The organism is Streptomyces sp. NPDC050508 (assembly GCF_040655155.1).
Lineage (GTDB): Bacteria > Actinomycetota > Actinomycetes > Streptomycetales > Streptomycetaceae > Streptomyces.
In genome coordinates, this window is sequence record NZ_JBFAJJ010000020.1 from 69,968 (window position 1) to 86,024 (window position 16,057).

Annotated in this window: 13 protein-coding genes; 8 read left to right on the forward strand and 5 right to left on the reverse strand. The window is 70.8% G+C overall.

Annotation, left to right across the window (positions count from 1 at the left end):
• Positions 1-12: 12 nt before the first annotated feature.
• The gene (locus tag AB0I69_RS40185) at positions 13-516 is read right to left on the reverse strand and encodes a helix-turn-helix domain-containing protein (protein WP_363100724.1); all 504 of its coding nucleotides are present in this window, start codon (positions 514-516) and stop codon (positions 13-15) included.
• A gap of 148 nt (positions 517-664) precedes the next feature.
• Here AB0I69_RS40185 and AB0I69_RS40190 point away from each other — a divergent pair, with 148 nt between their 5' ends.
• Complete coding sequence (locus tag AB0I69_RS40190; protein WP_363100725.1) at positions 665-1,834, forward strand: thiolase family protein; 1,170 nt, start codon at positions 665-667, stop codon at positions 1,832-1,834.
• Positions 1,835-1,880: 46 nt separating this feature from the next.
• Here the strand turns inward: AB0I69_RS40190 and AB0I69_RS40195 are convergent, their stop codons facing one another.
• Complete coding sequence (locus AB0I69_RS40195; RefSeq protein WP_363100726.1) at positions 1,881-2,591, reverse strand: TVP38/TMEM64 family protein; 711 nt, start codon at positions 2,589-2,591, stop codon at positions 1,881-1,883.
• Between the two features lie 125 nt (positions 2,592-2,716).
• On the opposite strand from AB0I69_RS40195, the gene AB0I69_RS40200 reads away from it, so the two are divergent.
• The 4 genes from AB0I69_RS40200 to AB0I69_RS40215 all read left to right on the forward strand — a co-directional run bounded on the left by AB0I69_RS40200 (position 2,717) and on the right by AB0I69_RS40215 (position 6,922).
• Positions 2,717-3,439, forward strand: a complete 723-nt coding sequence (locus tag AB0I69_RS40200) for a DNA alkylation repair protein (protein ID WP_363100727.1) — start codon at positions 2,717-2,719, stop codon at positions 3,437-3,439.
• A 328-nt stretch (positions 3,440-3,767) separates the two neighbouring features.
• Positions 3,768-4,937, forward strand: a complete 1,170-nt coding sequence (gene tuf, locus AB0I69_RS40205; RefSeq protein ID WP_363100728.1) for an elongation factor Tu — start codon at positions 3,768-3,770, stop codon at positions 4,935-4,937.
• A gap of 163 nt (positions 4,938-5,100) precedes the next feature.
• Positions 5,101-5,937 (forward strand): patatin-like phospholipase family protein, encoded by an 837-nt coding sequence (locus tag AB0I69_RS40210; protein WP_363100729.1) that lies wholly within the window; start codon positions 5,101-5,103, stop codon positions 5,935-5,937.
• A 139-nt stretch (positions 5,938-6,076) separates the two neighbouring features.
• Positions 6,077-6,922, forward strand: coding sequence for a fused MFS/spermidine synthase (locus AB0I69_RS40215; protein ID WP_363100730.1), 846 nt, complete (start codon positions 6,077-6,079; stop codon positions 6,920-6,922).
• Here AB0I69_RS40215 and AB0I69_RS40220 read toward each other — a convergent pair.
• Together AB0I69_RS40220 and AB0I69_RS40225 are read right to left on the reverse strand one after the other, a co-directional pair.
• The gene (locus AB0I69_RS40220) at positions 6,884-8,212 is read right to left on the reverse strand and encodes an MFS transporter (protein WP_363100731.1); all 1,329 of its coding nucleotides are present in this window, start codon (positions 8,210-8,212) and stop codon (positions 6,884-6,886) included. The genes AB0I69_RS40215 and AB0I69_RS40220 overlap by 39 nt on opposite strands.
• An 81-nt stretch (positions 8,213-8,293) precedes the next feature.
• Positions 8,294-9,310, reverse strand: coding sequence for a hypothetical protein (locus AB0I69_RS40225; RefSeq protein ID WP_363100732.1), 1,017 nt, complete (start codon positions 9,308-9,310; stop codon positions 8,294-8,296).
• Between the two features lie 164 nt (positions 9,311-9,474).
• Between AB0I69_RS40225 and AB0I69_RS40230 the strand changes: the two genes are divergently transcribed.
• The gene (locus tag AB0I69_RS40230) at positions 9,475-9,912 is read left to right on the forward strand and encodes a DUF4442 domain-containing protein (RefSeq protein WP_363100785.1); all 438 of its coding nucleotides are present in this window, start codon (positions 9,475-9,477) and stop codon (positions 9,910-9,912) included.
• 67 nt (positions 9,913-9,979) lie between these two features.
• On the opposite strand, the gene galU is transcribed toward AB0I69_RS40230, so the two are convergent.
• Positions 9,980-10,942: a UTP--glucose-1-phosphate uridylyltransferase GalU gene (gene galU, locus AB0I69_RS40235; protein WP_363100733.1), complete on the reverse strand. Its 963-nt coding sequence runs from the start codon at positions 10,940-10,942 to the stop codon at positions 9,980-9,982.
• 351 nt (positions 10,943-11,293) lie between these two features.
• Between galU and AB0I69_RS40240 the strand changes: the two genes are divergently transcribed.
• Together AB0I69_RS40240 and AB0I69_RS40245 are read left to right on the forward strand one after the other, a co-directional pair.
• Positions 11,294-13,150: a ricin-type beta-trefoil lectin domain protein gene (locus AB0I69_RS40240; protein ID WP_363100734.1), complete on the forward strand. Its 1,857-nt coding sequence runs from the start codon at positions 11,294-11,296 to the stop codon at positions 13,148-13,150.
• Between the two features lie 293 nt (positions 13,151-13,443).
• Positions 13,444-15,933: a glycoside hydrolase family 3 N-terminal domain-containing protein gene (locus tag AB0I69_RS40245; protein WP_363100735.1), complete on the forward strand. Its 2,490-nt coding sequence runs from the start codon at positions 13,444-13,446 to the stop codon at positions 15,931-15,933.
• Positions 15,934-16,057 lie beyond the last annotated feature (124 nt).

Here is a 16,057-nt window from a genome sequence, read left to right on the forward strand (position 1 = left end):
GCCCGGCGCATTTCAGGCCGCCGTCGGGCCTGTCACCGTCCAGCCGGGTGTCTGCGGGTGGGCCGTCAGGTCCTCATGATGCACCGAGGCGCCGCAGGCGGTGCAGGTGACGGCGGGGACCAGTTCGTTGCCGCAGATGTGCTCGATCACCATGGGGCGGTCGAGTGAGTCCTTGCGAAGATGGCGGTCGCCCCACGCCATGAGGGTCATCAGGACCGGCTCCAGTTCGAGCCCCGCCTCCGTGGGCCGGTACTCGAAGCGCTGCGGATGCTCGCTGTAGGTCCGCCGGGTGAGGATCCCGGCGTCGACGAGGCGGCGCAGCCGGGCGGCCAGGACATCGCGCGGGGCGCCGATATTGCGGACCAGCTGGTCGAAGCGGCGATTGCCGAGGCACACCTCCCTGAGGACGAGGAGGGAGTACTTCTCGCCGACGAGTGCGAGGGCGTCGGCGATGGAGCAGGGGCGCGGGGCTGTGTTTTTGGGGGCTTTGTCTTTGGGGGCTTCGGGGGCTGCCATAACACCTACTTTAGGGGAGGGTTTGATTTTCCAACTGACAGAGCTATGGTGAGTTTGGATTTCCTACTCACTGGTAGTTCTGGCTGTTGAGTTCTGGCTGTTGAGTTCTGGATGTCGTTGAGTTCTGGATGACATGGAGGCCCGTCCCATGCGTGACGCAGTGATCGTCGAAGCCGTACGCACGCCCGTCGGCAAGGGCAAACCGAACGGCACCCTCGCCCAGGTCCACCCCGTCGAACTTCTCTCGCACACCCTGCGCACCCTCGTCGAGCGCACCGGGATCGATCCGGCCCTCATCGACGACGTCATCGGTGGCACGGTCACCCAGGTCGGTGAGCAGGCCGTCAACATCACCCGGCAGGCCGTGCTGTCGGCGGGCTTCCCGGAGTCGGTGCCCGCGACCACCGTGGACCGTCAGTGCGGCTCCTCCCAGCAGGCCGTGCACTTCGCGGCGCAGGGCGTGCTCTCCGGGGCGTACGACCTGGTCGTGGCCTGTGGAGTGGAGTCCATGGGGCGGGTGCCGATGGGGTCGAGCGTGCTGCCCGGCACAGACCCCTTCGGCCCCGGTGTCGCCGGGCGTTACCCGGAGGGCCTCGTCCCGCAGGGCATCAGTGCCGAACTCATCGCCGCGAAGTGGTCGATGACGCGCGACCAGTTGGACGCCTTCGCGGTCTCCTCGCACCAAAAGGCGGCCACCGCCTGGGACGCGGGTCTGTTCGACGCTCAGGTCGCACCCCTGGCGGGCGCCTCGCGCGACGAGTGCGTGCGGCCCGGCAGTACGACCGAGATCCTCGCCGGCCTGAAGCCCGCCTTCTACGACGCGACGTACGCCGAGCGCTTCCCGCAGATCGAGTGGAACATCACCCCCGGCAACTCCAGCCCCATCAACGACGGCGCCTCCGCCGTCCTCATCACGTCGAGCGAGACCGCGGCCCGGCTCGGACTGCGCCCGCTCGCCCGGCTGCACAGCTTCGCGGTGACCGGCTCCGACCCGCTGCTCATGCTCACCGGTGTCATACCGGCCACCGAGAAGGTGCTGCGCCGCGCGTCGCTCACCCTCGACGACATCGACCTGTTCGAGGTCAACGAGGCGTTTTCCAGTGTCGTTCTGGCCTGGCAGCAGGAGACGGGCGCCGATCTCGCCAAGGTCAACGTGCACGGCGGGGCCATCGCGATCGGGCATCCGCTCGGCGCGAGCGGTACGCGTCTGACGACCACGCTGGTGCACGCGATGCGGGACCGTGGAGCGCGCTACGGGCTGCAGACGATGTGCGAGGCGGGGGGCCTCGCCAACGCGATGATCCTTGAGACCGTCTGACGTCTCACTGGGCTCGCCTTACCGGGCCCGTCTTACTGGGCTCGTATCACTGGGCTCGCAGGTGGTGGCGCTTCCTCCAGGCCACCACCGCGCCGCCCAGGGCCGGCAGGGCGATGCAGGCCATCGCGATCAGGAAGGCCGGTGACGTGGGGCTGGAGGCACGGGCTCCGGCGACGACGTACGCGGCCGTGTTCGGGATCGAACCGAGCGCCGTCGCGAGCAGGAACGGCGTCCAGCGCATGCGGGAGACGGCGGCGCAGTAGTTCACGCCCCAGAAGGGCAGTCCCGGGAAGAGCCGTGCCGCCATCATCGAACGGAAGCCGTGCCGGCTGAGCTGGCCGTCCGCGGCCTTCAGCCACCGGCCCCGCAGCAGCGGGCGCAGGGCGTCCTGGCCCAGCAAGCGGCCCAGGCCGAAGGAGATCCCGGCGCCGAGCACCGTGCCCGCCAGCGCCGAGACGGTGCCCAGCTGGGAGCCGAACAGCGCGCCCGCGGCGAGGTTCAGCAGCGGGCGCGGTACGAACGCCACGCTGCACAGGCCGTATGCCGCCGCGAACGCCAACGCCGCGGTGACACCGCCAAGTTGGGGCGGCCAGCCGTTGGAGAGCAGCCGCTGTGGATGGAACAGCAGCACGCTCGCCCCGGCCCCGGCGAGCAGCACGAGGAGCAGCGACAACCGCGACCACGGCGAGAGCAGCGCTCTCGTGCAGCGCGCGGCGAAGCCGGTCGGGACGACGGGCACCAGGAGCGCGACGGGCATGGCCGTGGCGGTGCCCCCAGAGCGGGTGCCCCCAGAGTCGGTGCCCCTAGAGTTCGTGGCAGCATCGGCGAGCATGTCGGCGACACTAACCGACCTGTGTATGTGATCGCCGTATGGTTCGTCTCATGAGCGTCACAGGTGCGGGCACCGTGCGTGTGCCGAGCAGCGGCCTCGCGGACACGGTGCTGGAGCGACTCACCGCCACGTACGCCGCCGCGGCCGACCCGGAGCGGGCTGTGCCCATGCGGGCGTACATGAAGGACATCGCGTCCTTCCTGGGCCTCACCACACCCGTACGCAGGGCGTTGTCCCGCACGGTCCTGGAGGGCACACCCCGCCCCGAGGAGACCGACTGCACCGCGATCGCCCTGCGCTGCTGGGAGCTGCCGGAGCGTGAGTACCAGTACTTCGCGGTGGACTACCTGCGGCGCCATGTGAAGCACTGCACATCCGGCTTCCTGCCGGTCGCCCGCCACCTCGTCTCGACGGTCCCCTGGTGGGACACCGTCGACGCACTCGCCTCCCACGTAGTGGGAGGCCTGGTCGCCGCCGACCCGAAGCTGGCCACCGACATGGACGTGTGGATCGTCGACGAGGACATGTGGGTCGCCCGTACGGCCCTCCTCCACCAGCTGCGCTACAAGGAGCGCACCGACACCGACCGCCTCTTCGCCTACTGCCTGCGTCAGTCCGGACACCCGGACTTCTTCATCCGCAAGGCCATCGGCTGGTGCCTGCGCGAGTACGCCAAGACGGACCCGGAGGCGGTACGGGGCTTCCTGACGCGGGAGAAGGGGCGGTTCGCGCCGCTGTCGGTGCGCGAGGCCCTGAAGAACATCGGCCCCTGAAGTCCCGGCCCCTGAAGTCCCGGCCCCTGAAGTCCCGACCCTGAAGTCCCGACCCTGAAGTCCACGTACTGATAAATCGTTCGACGCCGGGCAAAGCGTCGGCAATGATCGGCCTCATGTTCCGGTACGCCTTCCACCTCGCAGCATCCGCAGTCGCGGATGCCCCGAAGGCTGCCGTTCCCGTTCTCGTCGCCGCAGTCGACGGCGCCCGAAGCTGACCCTCTCCGGATCGTCCGGCGGACCCCGCAGGGGGAGGGTCGGCGAGTCCTCGGGGTCCCGTTTTTCACCACTGGGCTTTTCACCTCTGGAGAGGCTTCGAGGTACCGCCATGTCCAAAACTGCATACGTCCGCACGAAACCACATCTGAACATCGGCACGATGGGCCATGTCGACCACGGCAAGACCACCCTGACCGCCGCCATCACCAAGGTCCTCGCCGAGCGCGGCGCCTCCACCTTCGTACCGTTCGACCGTATCGACCGGGCGCCGGAGGAGGCCGCGCGCGGCATCACCATCAACATCGCGCACGTCGAGTACGAGACCGACACCCGGCACTACGCGCACGTGGACATGCCCGGTCACGCCGACTACGTCAAGAACATGGTCACCGGGGCCGCGCAGCTCGACGGGGCGATCCTCGTCGTCTCCGCGCTCGACGGGATCATGCCGCAGACCGCCGAACACGTGCTGCTCGCCCGGCAGGTGGGCGTCGACCACATCGTGGTCGCGCTCAACAAGGCCGACGCGGGCGACGACGAGCTCACCGACCTGGTGGAGCTGGAGGTCCGCGAACTGCTCACCGCGAACGGCTACGGCGGCGACTCCGTACCCGTCGTACGGGTGTCCGGCCTCAAGGCCCTTGAGGGGGACCCCCGTTGGACGGCGTCGATCGACGCGCTGCTCGACGCCGTGGACACGTATGTGCCCATGCCCGAGCGGTACCTGGACGCGCCGTTCCTGTTGCCGGTCGAGAACGTGCTCACGATCACCGGACGCGGGACGGTGGTCACGGGCGCGATCGAGCGCGGCACGGTTCGGGTGGGCGACCGTATCGAAGTGCTCGGGGCCGCCGTCGACACGGTGGTCACCGGCCTGGAGACCTTCGGCAAGCCCATGGCGGAGGCGCAGGCCGGTGACAACGTGGCGCTGCTGCTGCGCGGGGTGCCGCGCGACGCGGTACGTCGCGGGCACATCGTGGCGGCGCCCGGCAGCGTTGTGCCCAGCCGCCGTTTCTCGGCGCAGGTGTACGTCCTGTCGGCGCGCGAGGGCGGTCGTACGACCGCGGTGTCGACCGGCTACCGGCCGCAGTTCTACATCCGCACCGCGGACGTCGTCGGCGACATCGACCTCGGCGAGACGGCGGTCGCGAGGCCGGGGGACACCGTCACGATGGCGGTCGAGCTGGGCCGTGAGGTCCCGCTGGAGCCGGGGCTCGGCTTCGCGATCCGCGAGGGCGGGCGGACGGTCGGCGCGGGCACGGTGACGGAGGTCGGCTGAGCGGGAGGGGTGCCTGTCCCCACGGGGGCAGGCACCCCTGCGTGTCCGGGGTGCGCGGCCTCGCCCGTCCCACGCGAGTGGCCCGCATCCGTGATTGTCAGTGCCGTGCGCAAGACTTGAACGCGGAGGCAGTCGTGGAGAGCGGTGGAGAGGCGGGGGCATCATGGCGGGCAAGGCACTTGTACTCGGTGGTGGGGGCAGCAGCGGCATCGGCTGGATGGCCGGGATGCTGTACGGGCTGGGTGAGGCGGGCGTGGATCTCGGTGACGCCGATGTCGTGATCGGCACGTCGGCGGGTTCGGCTGTCGGCGCCCAACTGCTGGCGAGCACGCTCAAGGAGGTCTACGAGCGTCAACTCACCGTCCCCGAGGGCGAGATCCCCGGCCGGCTCGGCCCCGGGCTGCTGTTCCGCTACGTCTGGTCGGCGCTGACCTCGCGCACCCCCGAGGCGTACGGCCGGAAGATCGGCCGGATGGCGCGTGCCGCCAGGACACCCGATATGGCGGCCCGGCGCGCGGCGATCGAGAGCCGGCTCGTCTCACCGGAGTGGCCGGGCCGCGCCCTGCGCCTCACCGCCGTCGACACGGCGACCGGCGAGCTGCGGGTCTTCGACAAGGGCAGTGGGCTGTCCCTGACCGACGCCGTCGCGGCCAGCTGCGCGGTCCCCGGCGTGTGGCCCCCGGTCACCATCGAGGGCCGCGTCTGGATGGACGGCGGTATCCACTCACCCGCCAACGCCCACCTCGCCGAGGGCTACGACCAGGTCGTGGTCCTCGCCCCGATGGCCATCGGCGGCGGCCCCCTCGCCTCGGCGGCGGACCAGACCCGGCGGCTGGTGGAGCAGGGCGCCCGAGCGGTCGTCGTCGTACCGTCCCCGGAAGCGAAGCAGGCGTTCGGCCGCAACCCGCTCGACCCGACGGTACGGGCGCCTGCGGCGCGGGCGGGGCGGGAACAGGCGGTGGCGCATGTGGCGGAGGTGGGGGAGGTGTGGGGGGTCTGACAACCCGGCGGGGCTATGGCCCACGGGCTGCCGGCCGGAGCGCTGAGCGGAGCGCCGACCGGTCGGCTCGTGCTCCCGCGCACCCGCCGCCAACCCCTTCCGAACCCACCGCTCCCCACCGCCCCGGCACAATGGTCCCGTGAACGAGCCGATACCCGTGAGCCGGGACGTTGATCACGGGACTGCCAAGTTGATGCCCGACGTGGACCGGGCGCGGGCCTGGCTGCTGACTGTCGACGGGGCGCCGCAGTCGTATGTGGACCTGGACGCGCCCACGCATCTGGAGTTCGAGTACGCGCGGCGGCTCGGGCATGTACTGGACACCGTCGCGGAGCCGGGGCGTCCGCTGGACGTGGTGCACCTGGGCGGTGGGGCGCTCACGTTGCCCCGATATCTGGCGGCGACCCGGCCCGGTTCGCGGCAGGACGTCGTGGAGGCCGACCTTGGTCTGCTGGAGCTGGTCACGGAGCATCTGCCCCTGCCGGACGGCGCCGGTGTCACCGTGCACGGCGCCGACGCCCGTGCCTGGCTGGAGGCGGCGCCGGACGGTTCGGCGGACGTGGTCGTCGCCGATGTCTTCGGCGGCTCACGGGTACCGGCCCATCTCACCTCCGTGACCTACGCGCGTGAGGCCGAGCGGGTCCTGCGGGGTGACGGCGTCTATCTCGCCAACCTCGCGGACGCCGCCCCCTTCGCGTTCCTGCGCGCCCAACTCGCCACGTTCGGCACGGTGTTCGGGGAGTTGGCACTCATCGCGGAACCGGCTGTGCTGCGCGGACGCCGGTTCGGCAACGCGGTGCTCGTGGCCGCCCATCAGCCGGTCGACACGGCGGCCCTGACCCGGCTCGTGGCCTCGGACGCCTTCCCCGCGCGGCTCGAACACGGGCCCGCGGTACGGGACTTCATCGGCGGTGCGCGACCTGTCCGGGACGAGGACGCCGTACCGTCACCCGAGCCCCCCGACGGCGCGTTCGGTATCGGCTGACTCGTTCGGGATCCCCCGGTTCTCCTGGGCCGGTGATCCGGTGCGTCGCCGTAGGTTCCGTACCTCCGGCACGCACAGCACCGCCGCGGTGACCAGCGTGACCAGGGCCGCGCACCCCCACAGGGCCGCCGTACGGCCGAAGGCCGACTCCGCTGGGCCTGCCGCGGCGGCGGCGATGGGCATCAGGGCGATCGAGCCGAACCAGTCGTAGGCCGAGATCCGGGAGAGTTTCTCCTCGGGGATCTCCTGGTGCAGTGCGGTCATCCACGAGACCCCGAACACCTCCACCGTCGCGCCCGCGACGAACATCACCGCGAAGAGGACGCCGATCGGGACCGGTACCGCGAGGGCGGCGGACGGCAGGGCCAGGGGGAAGATGCCGAGCATGCCCGCGAGGAGCAGCCTGCGGGGTTTCCAGCGGGTCATCAGCAGGGCGCCGGCGACCGTGCCCGCGCCGAACGCGGCCAGGGCCAGGCCCCAGGGGCCCGCGCCGCCGAGGCTGTCCCGGGCGACGAGTGGGCCGTAGACCGCGTCCGCCGCGCCGACCACCGCGTTGGCGACGGAGAACGCCACGACGATCGACCACAGCCAGGGCCGGCCGATGAACTCCCGCCAGCCGTCCCGGAGATCGGCCAGCATCCCGCCGCCCGGTGCGCGCGGCGGGATGTGGCTGACGTCGAGGAAGGAGCGGAGTCCTCCGGCCACCGCGAACGCCGCCGCGTCGACCGCGAGCACCCAGCCCGGTCCGACCGCCGCGACCAGCGCGCCGCCGAGGGCCGCGCCGCCCAGCGACGCGCCCTGCATGGCCATCCGGAAGACCGCGAACGAGCGGCCGGCCTGTTCGCCGGTCACCGTGGACATGAGCATGCCCTCGGCCGCCGGGCCGAAGAACGCCTGGCCGGTGCCGCCGAGCGCGGTCAGCGGCATCATCTGCCAGAGGCGGGGCTCGCCGGTGAGGACGAGTACCGCGAAGGCCGCCTGCGAGACGCAGCTGAGGGCATTCGCCGCGACCATGACGTGGTGCCGGGGTACTCGGTCTGCGATCGCACCGCCGATCAGCAGGAACAACACCAGCGGCAGTGTGCGCGAGGCGGCCACCAGACCCACGTCACCGCTGTCGCCGCCCGCGTCCAGCACGGCGAACGCGGAGGCGATCAGCGCACCGTTCCCACCGAGGCCGGTCGCCACCGCGGCGGCGGTCAGCAAGGTGTAGTTGCGGCCCGCCCAGTCGGGTCGGCGTGGTCGGCGGGGCGCGGCGGTGACGTTCACCGGCCGACTATCGCCGCCCATGCCACACCCTGCCAAACAGATTGCCGCCAGAATCAAGCCAAACGGGCAACAGTCAATGGGCAACAGTCAATGGTCAGCGCGTCAGCTGGTGCTGCCCGTCGGGTCCCCGTGCAGTCGTACGGTGCTGAGGATCTTCTGCACCGTCGCGTCGGGGATCTCCTCGCTGACGCCCTTCGCGCCGTAGAGCGTCCAGGAGACGAAGTCGTCCGCCGAGTTCTTGAAGGCGAAGGTGGTCGCCTTGCCGTCGGAGGAGCACTTGCCGGACTTCGGCACGCCGGACGTGTACGAGGTGGCGACGCTGCCCGTGACTCCGGACTGTGTTGTGTAGGGCTTGGCCGCGCCGATCTTCAGGTACTTCTTGGACGAGTTCTTCTGGTCCGTGTACCCGCCGAACGCGAACGCCGCCGCGTCACCGCGGGCGGTGCTCGCGGTGTCCTTCGCCCCGTCCTCGCCCTTGGTGCCGCTCGACGCCAGCGACGAGGTCTCCTTGGTGCCGTCCTTGTTGTCGTCGGACTCGCACCAGTTCTGCTTCAGGTAGGCGGGCGCCGAGAAACCGATGTACGGGGAGCCGTCGCCCTTCACCTCGTCCTCGAAGAAGGTGAAGGTGCCCGGCGTGCCGACCTCCCAGTCGGCGGGGACGTCGAAGGCGGTGCCGTACTTCTGGTTGACGACGACCTTCCAGCCCGCGATCGTCGGCTTCTCGGTCTCGTTGCCGCGCGGGTTGTCGTCCGAACCGGAGGAGGAGGCACTCGGGTCCGCGGACGCCGACGGCGACTGGCTCGACTTGTCCTTGCCGCCGTCCGCCTTGTCGTCCTTGTTGCCGCCCAGGACCAGGAATCCGGTCACACCGGCGGCCACGACGACGGCCGTGGCGGCGACGATCGCGATCAGTTTCGTCCGGTTCCCGCCGCCCCCGCCCTGCGGCGGCTGCGGTCCGCCCGCGGGGCCCGGAGCGCCCCACTGCGGTTGCTGCCCATAGGGGTTGGGCTGCTGGAAGCCGGGCTGCTGATACGGATTCGGCTGTTGGTACCCCGGCTGCTGGTACGGGTTGTCCTGCGGGTTCTGCTCGCCCCCGGGCGGCTGCTGTCCTGGCCACATGGGCAGTAACCCTAGTGCGGCGTGGGACACGGTGGGGTCACCGCCCCTTGTCAGGGTCGTACCAACTCGATGGCCAACCGGTGCGTGGCTGGTGTGCGCGTCCGCACACATCTGGCCAGACCTGGCTACCCGTGAGTAACATGCCTGTCATGAGCGCAGATCAGATGTCCATAGGCGAGTTGCTGGCCGCCACGGTGCCGATGGTTCGCACGCTGAACCTGGAGTACCTGGAGACCAGTCCGGAGCGGGCCGTGCTGTCCCTGCCGGACCAGAGCGAGTACCGCAACCACGTCGGCGGGCCGCACGCCGGTGCCATGTTCACCCTCGGCGAGTCCGCCAGCGGCGCGATCGTCCTCGCCGCCTTCGGCGACCAGCTCTCGCGAGCCGTGCCGCTCCCGGTCAACGCCGAGATCGCGTTCAAGAAGATCGCCCTCGGCCCGGTGAAGGCCACCGCGACCCTCGGCCGCCCCGTCGCCGACGTCGTCGCCGAACTCGACGCGGGCGAGCGCCCCGAGTTCCCGGTCACGGTCGCCATCCAGCGCGAGGACGGCGCCGTGACGGGCGAGATGACGGTCACCTGGACACTCCGGCCGAACGGCTGATCACCTCAACTCCGCTACGAGGGCCCGGTCATCGCCTACGGATGACCGGGCCCTCGTGTGCGTGGGGTCAGGCCGCGATCCGCGCGCCCTCACTCTCGCCGCTGTCACTGTTTTCCAGCCCGGCCACGAACTCCTTGAGCCACGCGACGAATTCGGGTCCCAGGTCCTGTCGGTCGCAGGCCAGGCGGACCACCGTGCGGAGGTAGTCGGCCTTGTCGCCGGTGTCGTAGCGCAAACCCTTGAAGACGACCCCGTGGACCGTGCCGGCGGCGGCCAACTCCTGGAGGGCGTCGGTCAGTTGGATCTCGCCGCCGCGGCCGGGCGGGGTGCGTTCCAGGGTGGGGAAGATCGCCGGGTCGAGGACGTAGCGGCCGATGACGGCGTAGCGGCTCGGCGCGTCCTCGCGGGACGGCTTCTCGACCAGGCCGGTGACCCGTACGACGCCGTCCTCGCCGGTCGGTTCGACGGCGGCGCAGCCGTACAAGTGGACTGATTCTTCCGGGACTTCCATGAGGGCGACCACGCTGCCGGCGTAGCGCTCGCGGACCTCCAGCATCTGGCTGAGCAGGGTCTCGCGGGGGTCGATCAGGTCGTCGCCGAGGAGGACGGCGAACGGCTGGTCGCCCACGTGGTGGCGGGCGCAGAGCACGGCGTGGCCGAGGCCGAGCGGGTCGCCCTGGCGGATGTGGTGGATGTCGGCGAGGCGCGCGGGGTCGCGTACGGCGTCCAGGCGCACGGTGTCGCCCTTGGCGGCCAGGGCCTGCTCCAGCTCGAAGGCGTGGTCGAAGTGGTCCTCGATGGCCCGCTTGTGCCGGCCGGTGACCATCAGGATGTCGTCGAGCCCGGCCGCCGCGGCCTCCTCGACGACGTACTGGATCGCGGGCTTGTCGACGACCGGGAGCATCTCCTTCGGCGTCGCCTTCGTCGCGGGCAGGAACCGCGTGCCGAGCCCGGCGGCCGGTACGACCGCCTTGCGGACCGTGGGGGCGGGGGCGGGTGCGGGGGTGGCTGAAGAGTGGGGGGCGATCATGCGGTTCATGGTGGCCCACGGCGATGAGAGCACCCCGAGAGAAACATCGGAGTTCCCTGTGTGCCGCCCTTGGTTTGCAGGGGAGTTGGAGATTGTGTGGAGGCGCCTGTGGATACCGCCGGTAACCAATCTGAATTTTCTACGTTTTGAACATCGGTCACTCGAACTCCTTGTTTCCTGTCAGCCGCTTGTGCGAGTGTGAGCCACCCCGTGAGGCCGGCTGTCAGAAGGCATCAGAACGCAATGGTCAGGGTCGCTTCTGACACCTCATAGGTATGCACCAATCAAGCACCTGCTTTCCGAGGGCGGGCATTCCGTGTGCCGTCCTGCGGCTTGGAAGGAAATGGTTCCGTGCAATCCCCCTACCCCCCGCGCCCGCCGTTCCCGCCCCGCCCCGGTTCGGGTCCGGAGGAGTCCGACCGCAATCTCTTGGCGCAACTCGGCGATAAGACCGCGAGCACCCGTGCCGTCGCGCTGCTGCTCACGCGTCACTGGCAGGCGACAAGCGAATATGCGGTCATCTGCCTGGCCTCCGCCGAGAGTTCGGCGTCCATGGTGGCCTCCGCCGCCTTCCATCAGGTACTGGCGAACCGCGCGACCGGCGGCGCCCTGCGACCCCAACTCCTTGTAGCAGTCAGGGAGATGGTGAAGAAGTGGGCCGCGGAGGAGCGAATTTCCGTGCTGCTGCCGGAACTTCGTAAACCCACCGGCGCCCGAGGTCTACGCGCGGCGAGGCCGGGGACACCCGAAAGGCGACGGCTCGCCGAGCGCGCTTTCGGGGCGCTCCCGGGTGCTTCCCAATGCCTGCTGTGGCACACCGAGGTCGAGGCCGACCCCATATCCGTACCGGCCGGTCTGCTGGGCGTGGACGAGGTCACCGCGACCGCGGCGCTGGAGCAGGCGCGTGAACAATTCAGGACGGGCTGTGTCCGTGCCCACCAGGAACTCGCACCGACCCCGGAATGCCGTTTCTACAACCGACTCCTGGACGTCCCGATCCGCCGCGGCGGCGGCCTGTTGCCCGATGTGCAACGGCATCTCATGACATGCCGTTACTGCCGTTTCGCGGCGGAGCAACTGAGTCATTTCGACGGCGGCCTCGAAGTGCTGCTCGCCGAGACCGTCCTCGGCTGGGGTGCCCGCCGCTACCTCGACTCGCGGCCCGGCCGCGCGACTCCAGGGACCGCCGCCCATGCCGCCCGTCGTCCGGTGGGCCGCCACCGTCCCATGCCGGACGGCCGACTCGCGTTTCCGCGCAGGCACCCCAAGGCCGCGCTCGTGGGCGTGGGCCTGACCTCCCTCGCCCTGCTCGCGACGGTGCTCGTCACCAAGGGCTGGACCGAAGGGGACAACGCGCCCGATCCGCACGCCACTTGGGGCGCGCCCAGCGGCAGTTCGACCCGCCCGAGCCCCGTCGCCGCACCTTCGTCCGACGGTTCCGCGTCGGCCGCCGTTGCCGGAGTCGTCCAACAGGGCGTGCTGCGCAGCCTCGCCTCCGGCCTGTGCCTCGACATTCAGGGCGGACGGGTGGCGAGCGGCGCCGGTGTCGCCCTGGCGGCGTGCTCGACCGCCGGATCCCAGCAGTGGTCGTACGACCAGGACGGCCTCCTGCGCAGCCTCACCGACCCCGGACTCTGCCTCGCCTCCGACACCACCGCGGGCACGGTGACGCTGGCCGGGTGCCTGGTGCACGCGGGCGAGGTGCACTACGACCTGACGGTCCGCGGCGAACTCCTGCTCCGCTGGAGCCAGGGGCTGGCCGTCGCTCCCGAGGACGGGAAGAAGGGGGCGCGTGTCGTGGTGGTGGGCCGGGACGGGTCCGCCGGTCAGCAGTGGGTGCTGGAATCGGCCGCCGACTCGCGGGCGGCGAAGGGCGGGCCGACGGACAACGGTGATGCGGACGAGAAGAGCGTGAGCGCGGGCGGCGGCAAGGAGGACGGCGGCGCACCGGACGCGCCCGAGCCACCCGAGGGCGCACCCTCGGGTGACGTACCGCCGCCTCCCGCGGACCTTCCGCAACAGGGCCAGCAGCAGTACGCGCCCCGCGCCGCACAGGTCGCCTGCTGCGGCGAGCCCGCGCCGGAGCCCGAGCCCTCGGGGGGCGTCGACGGCGCCGTGCAGCCGCTGACGGCCGTAGGAGATGCCGTGGAGGATGTCGTGGGAGACGCCCTGGGTACGGTCGCCTCGCTCGTCCCCTCCCTCGGCTGAGCGCCGGGGCCGCCCCCGCCGGGGTGGCCCCGCACTCATCTCACCCTTCGGTTCTTGTCCCACCCTTCGGTTCTTGTCGACTCGCAGCCGATTCCTGTTCGGATCGTTGACACGAGTCAGTGGCGGTCATAGTTTTCCCGCCGCGCCAGTGGTTCCCAACGGGTCGTCAAGTTCGGTTCGACGCGCAGTGCGTTCAGATACCGAACACAGACGGACACCGAAGACGGTCCGGGGCATCGAGGCGCACCTGCGGTCCACAACGTCGTGCCCGCACACCGAAGGAGTGACGGCTCATGACCGACACCGTGTCCCGGCGATCCGCCCTGCGTCTGCTGGGCGGAGCGATCGCGGTCGCCACCGCGGCCACCACCGGACTCGTCTCCCCGTCGCTGGCGTACGCGCAGGCCAGACCCGAGGCGGGGGCCGGCCCCCGCGTCGAAGGACTCCTGGTCAAGCTCACCCTCGACGAGAAGATCTCCCTCCTGCACGGCGCCACCGACCCGAACTCGCTCGGCCAGGCCGGATACATCCCCGGCGTCCCCCGCCTGAAGATCCCGCCGCTACGGCTCACCGACGGACCGGCCGGCGTCCGCGTCACCGCACACGCCACCGCCCTCCCGGCGCCCGTCCTGCTGGCCTCCGCCTTCGACCCCGAACTCGCCCGCCGCTACGGCCAGGTGGTCGGCCGCGAAGGCCGCGCCCTCGGCCAGGACGTCCTGCTGTCCCCGATGGTCAACCTCATCCGCACCCCGTACGCGGGCCGCAACTTCGAGACCCTCAGCGAGGATCCGAAGCTCGCCGGTGACCTGGTCGCCGCCGAGATCAGGGGCATCCAGGGCGAGGGCCTCATCGCGACCGTCAAGCACTTCGCGATGAACAACCAGGAGAAGGACCGCAACACCATCGACGTGCGGGTCGACGAACAGACCATGCACGAGATCGAGTTGCGCGGTTTCGAAGCGGCCGTCGGCGCCGGCACCGGCGCGGTGATGGGCGCGTACAACAAGGTCAACGGCACCTTCGCCTGCGAGAACAAGACCCTCCTCACCGACATCCTGCGTGGCCAATGGGGCTTCGCCGGCTGGGTGATGACCGACTGGTTCGCTGCGCACAGCACCGTCGCCGCGATCACAGCCGGCCTCGACATGGAGATGCCGGACGGGACGTACTTCGGCGCGCCCCTCAAGTCGGCTGTACAGAACGGGAGTTTGCCCGAGCGGTATGTCGACCGCGCGGTGCGCCGCGTGCTCGGCGTCATGGACCGGTTCGGGCTCCTCGACGGCAGTGTGCCGCCGCGCCCCGCCCGCGACGCGAAGGCGGGCGCAGCCGTCGCCCTGGAGGTCGCCAAGGCGGGCGCGACCCTGCTCCGCAACGAACACCGCACCCTTCCGCTGACCGACGGCTCCCTCGCGGTCATCGGCCCCACCGGCAGCCTGCCCTTCGTCAGCGGCGGCGGCAGCGCGCATGTCGTACCGGACCACGCGGACAGCCCGCTCGACGCGATCAGGGCGCGGGCCGGTGCCGGCGTCGGCGCGGGTGCGCGGGTCACGTACGCGCTCGGAGAGGACCTGTTCGGCAAGGCCATCCCCGCGTCCTCGTTCACGCCCGCCTTCGACAGTGAGGGGCAGGGGGTGGATGCCGGAAAGACCTGGGAGTACGACGGCTCGCTCACCGTGGCCGAGTCCGACGAGTGGACGTTCGTCCTTCACTTCTCCTCGGCCCCGACCGCGCGCCCCCAAGTCCTCCTCGACGGCCAGGAGTTGTTCCCCCTCGCGGCCGGATACGGCGAGTACTTCTCGGGCGGCCTGGTCTCGGTCGACCCCGACGGCCTCTCCGTGCGCCGCAAGACCCTCACCCTGACCAAGGGCGCCCACACCCTGAAGATCACCGCCGCGGGCGGCGACGCCGGACTGCTGTTCCGGCTGCGGCGCATCACCGGTGAGACCCGCGCGCAGGATGTCGCCGAGGCGGTCACCGCGGCGCGCGCCGCCGGCAGTGTCGTGCTGTTCGCCTACGAGGACGCCACGGAGGGCCTCGACCGCGCGACCCTTGAACTCCCGGGAAACCAGGCTCAGTTGATCGACGCGGTGACGGCCGTGAACCCGCGCACGACGGTCGTCCTCAACACCTCGTCCTCCACGTCGATGCCGTGGCTGGCCCGCGCCGGTGCCGTGCTTCAGATGTACTACCCGGGCCAGGAAGGTGCTGCCGCCACTACCGCCGTCCTGTTCGGCGACTGCGACCCCGGCGGGCGGCTCACCCAGTCCTTCCCGGTCGACGACGCCCACCATCCGGTCGCCGGGGACCCCCGCCGCTACCCCGGTGTGAACGGCACCGAGGAGTACTCCGAGGGCATCCACGTCGGCTACCGCTGGTACGACGCGGAGGGCGTACGGCCCCTCTACCCCTTCGGGCACGGGCTCTCGTACACCTCCTTCTCCTACGAGGACGCGTCGGCGCGGTGGAACGGGCACGGGCTGGACGTGACCTTCACGGTCCGCAACACCGGGCGGCGGGACGGGATCGCGGTGCCTCAGGTCTACGTGGGGCGCTCGCCTGACCTCCAACTTGACCAGGCCGTACGGGTGTTGGGCGGTTATCGGCGGCTCGCGCTGCGGGCGGGGGAGCGGCGGCGGGTCACTGTGCATGTCGATGCGCGGACGTTGTCGTCGTGGGATGCGCGGCGGCACGCGTGGGTGCTGGGGACGGGGCGGCGGTCCGTGTGGGTCGGGGCCTCGGCGGGGGATCTGCGTGCGCGGACGAGTGCGGGGGTGAAGCGGTAGATGGGGTGAGGTGGTGCGTCGTCGTCGGCCCTGCGGGTGTGGTTGGTGGGGCCGATGAAGGGGCGATGGGCGGTCGTGTCACCCTGTCCTGACTACGGCGGACTTCGCGGCGCACGAGGGGGAA

What these genes read in the sequence shown, in the direction of transcription:
- AB0I69_RS40210 (WP_363100729.1), top strand. Translation starts at nt 5,101, where the DNA reads ATGGCGGGCAAGGCACTTGTACTCGGTGGTGGGGGCAGCAGCGGCATC.
- AB0I69_RS40190 (WP_363100725.1), top strand. Translation starts at nt 665, where the DNA reads ATGCGTGACGCAGTGATCGTCGAAGCCGTACGCACGCCCGTCGGCAAG.
- galU (WP_363100733.1), bottom strand. Translation starts at nt 10,942, where the DNA reads ATGATCGCCCCCCACTCTTCAGCCACCCCCGCACCCGCCCCCGCCCCC.
- AB0I69_RS40225 (WP_363100732.1), bottom strand. Translation starts at nt 9,310, where the DNA reads ATGTGGCCAGGACAGCAGCCGCCCGGGGGCGAGCAGAACCCGCAGGAC.
- AB0I69_RS40245 (WP_363100735.1), top strand. Translation starts at nt 13,444, where the DNA reads ATGACCGACACCGTGTCCCGGCGATCCGCCCTGCGTCTGCTGGGCGGA.
- AB0I69_RS40220 (WP_363100731.1), bottom strand. Translation starts at nt 8,212, where the DNA reads ATGGGCGGCGATAGTCGGCCGGTGAACGTCACCGCCGCGCCCCGCCGA.
- AB0I69_RS40185 (WP_363100724.1), bottom strand. Translation starts at nt 516, where the DNA reads ATGGCAGCCCCCGAAGCCCCCAAAGACAAAGCCCCCAAAAACACAGCC.
- AB0I69_RS40230 (WP_363100785.1), top strand. Translation starts at nt 9,475, where the DNA reads ATGTCCATAGGCGAGTTGCTGGCCGCCACGGTGCCGATGGTTCGCACG.
- tuf (WP_363100728.1), top strand. Translation starts at nt 3,768, where the DNA reads ATGTCCAAAACTGCATACGTCCGCACGAAACCACATCTGAACATCGGC.
- AB0I69_RS40195 (WP_363100726.1), bottom strand. Translation starts at nt 2,591, where the DNA reads ATGCCCGTCGCGCTCCTGGTGCCCGTCGTCCCGACCGGCTTCGCCGCG.
- AB0I69_RS40200 (WP_363100727.1), top strand. Translation starts at nt 2,717, where the DNA reads ATGAGCGTCACAGGTGCGGGCACCGTGCGTGTGCCGAGCAGCGGCCTC.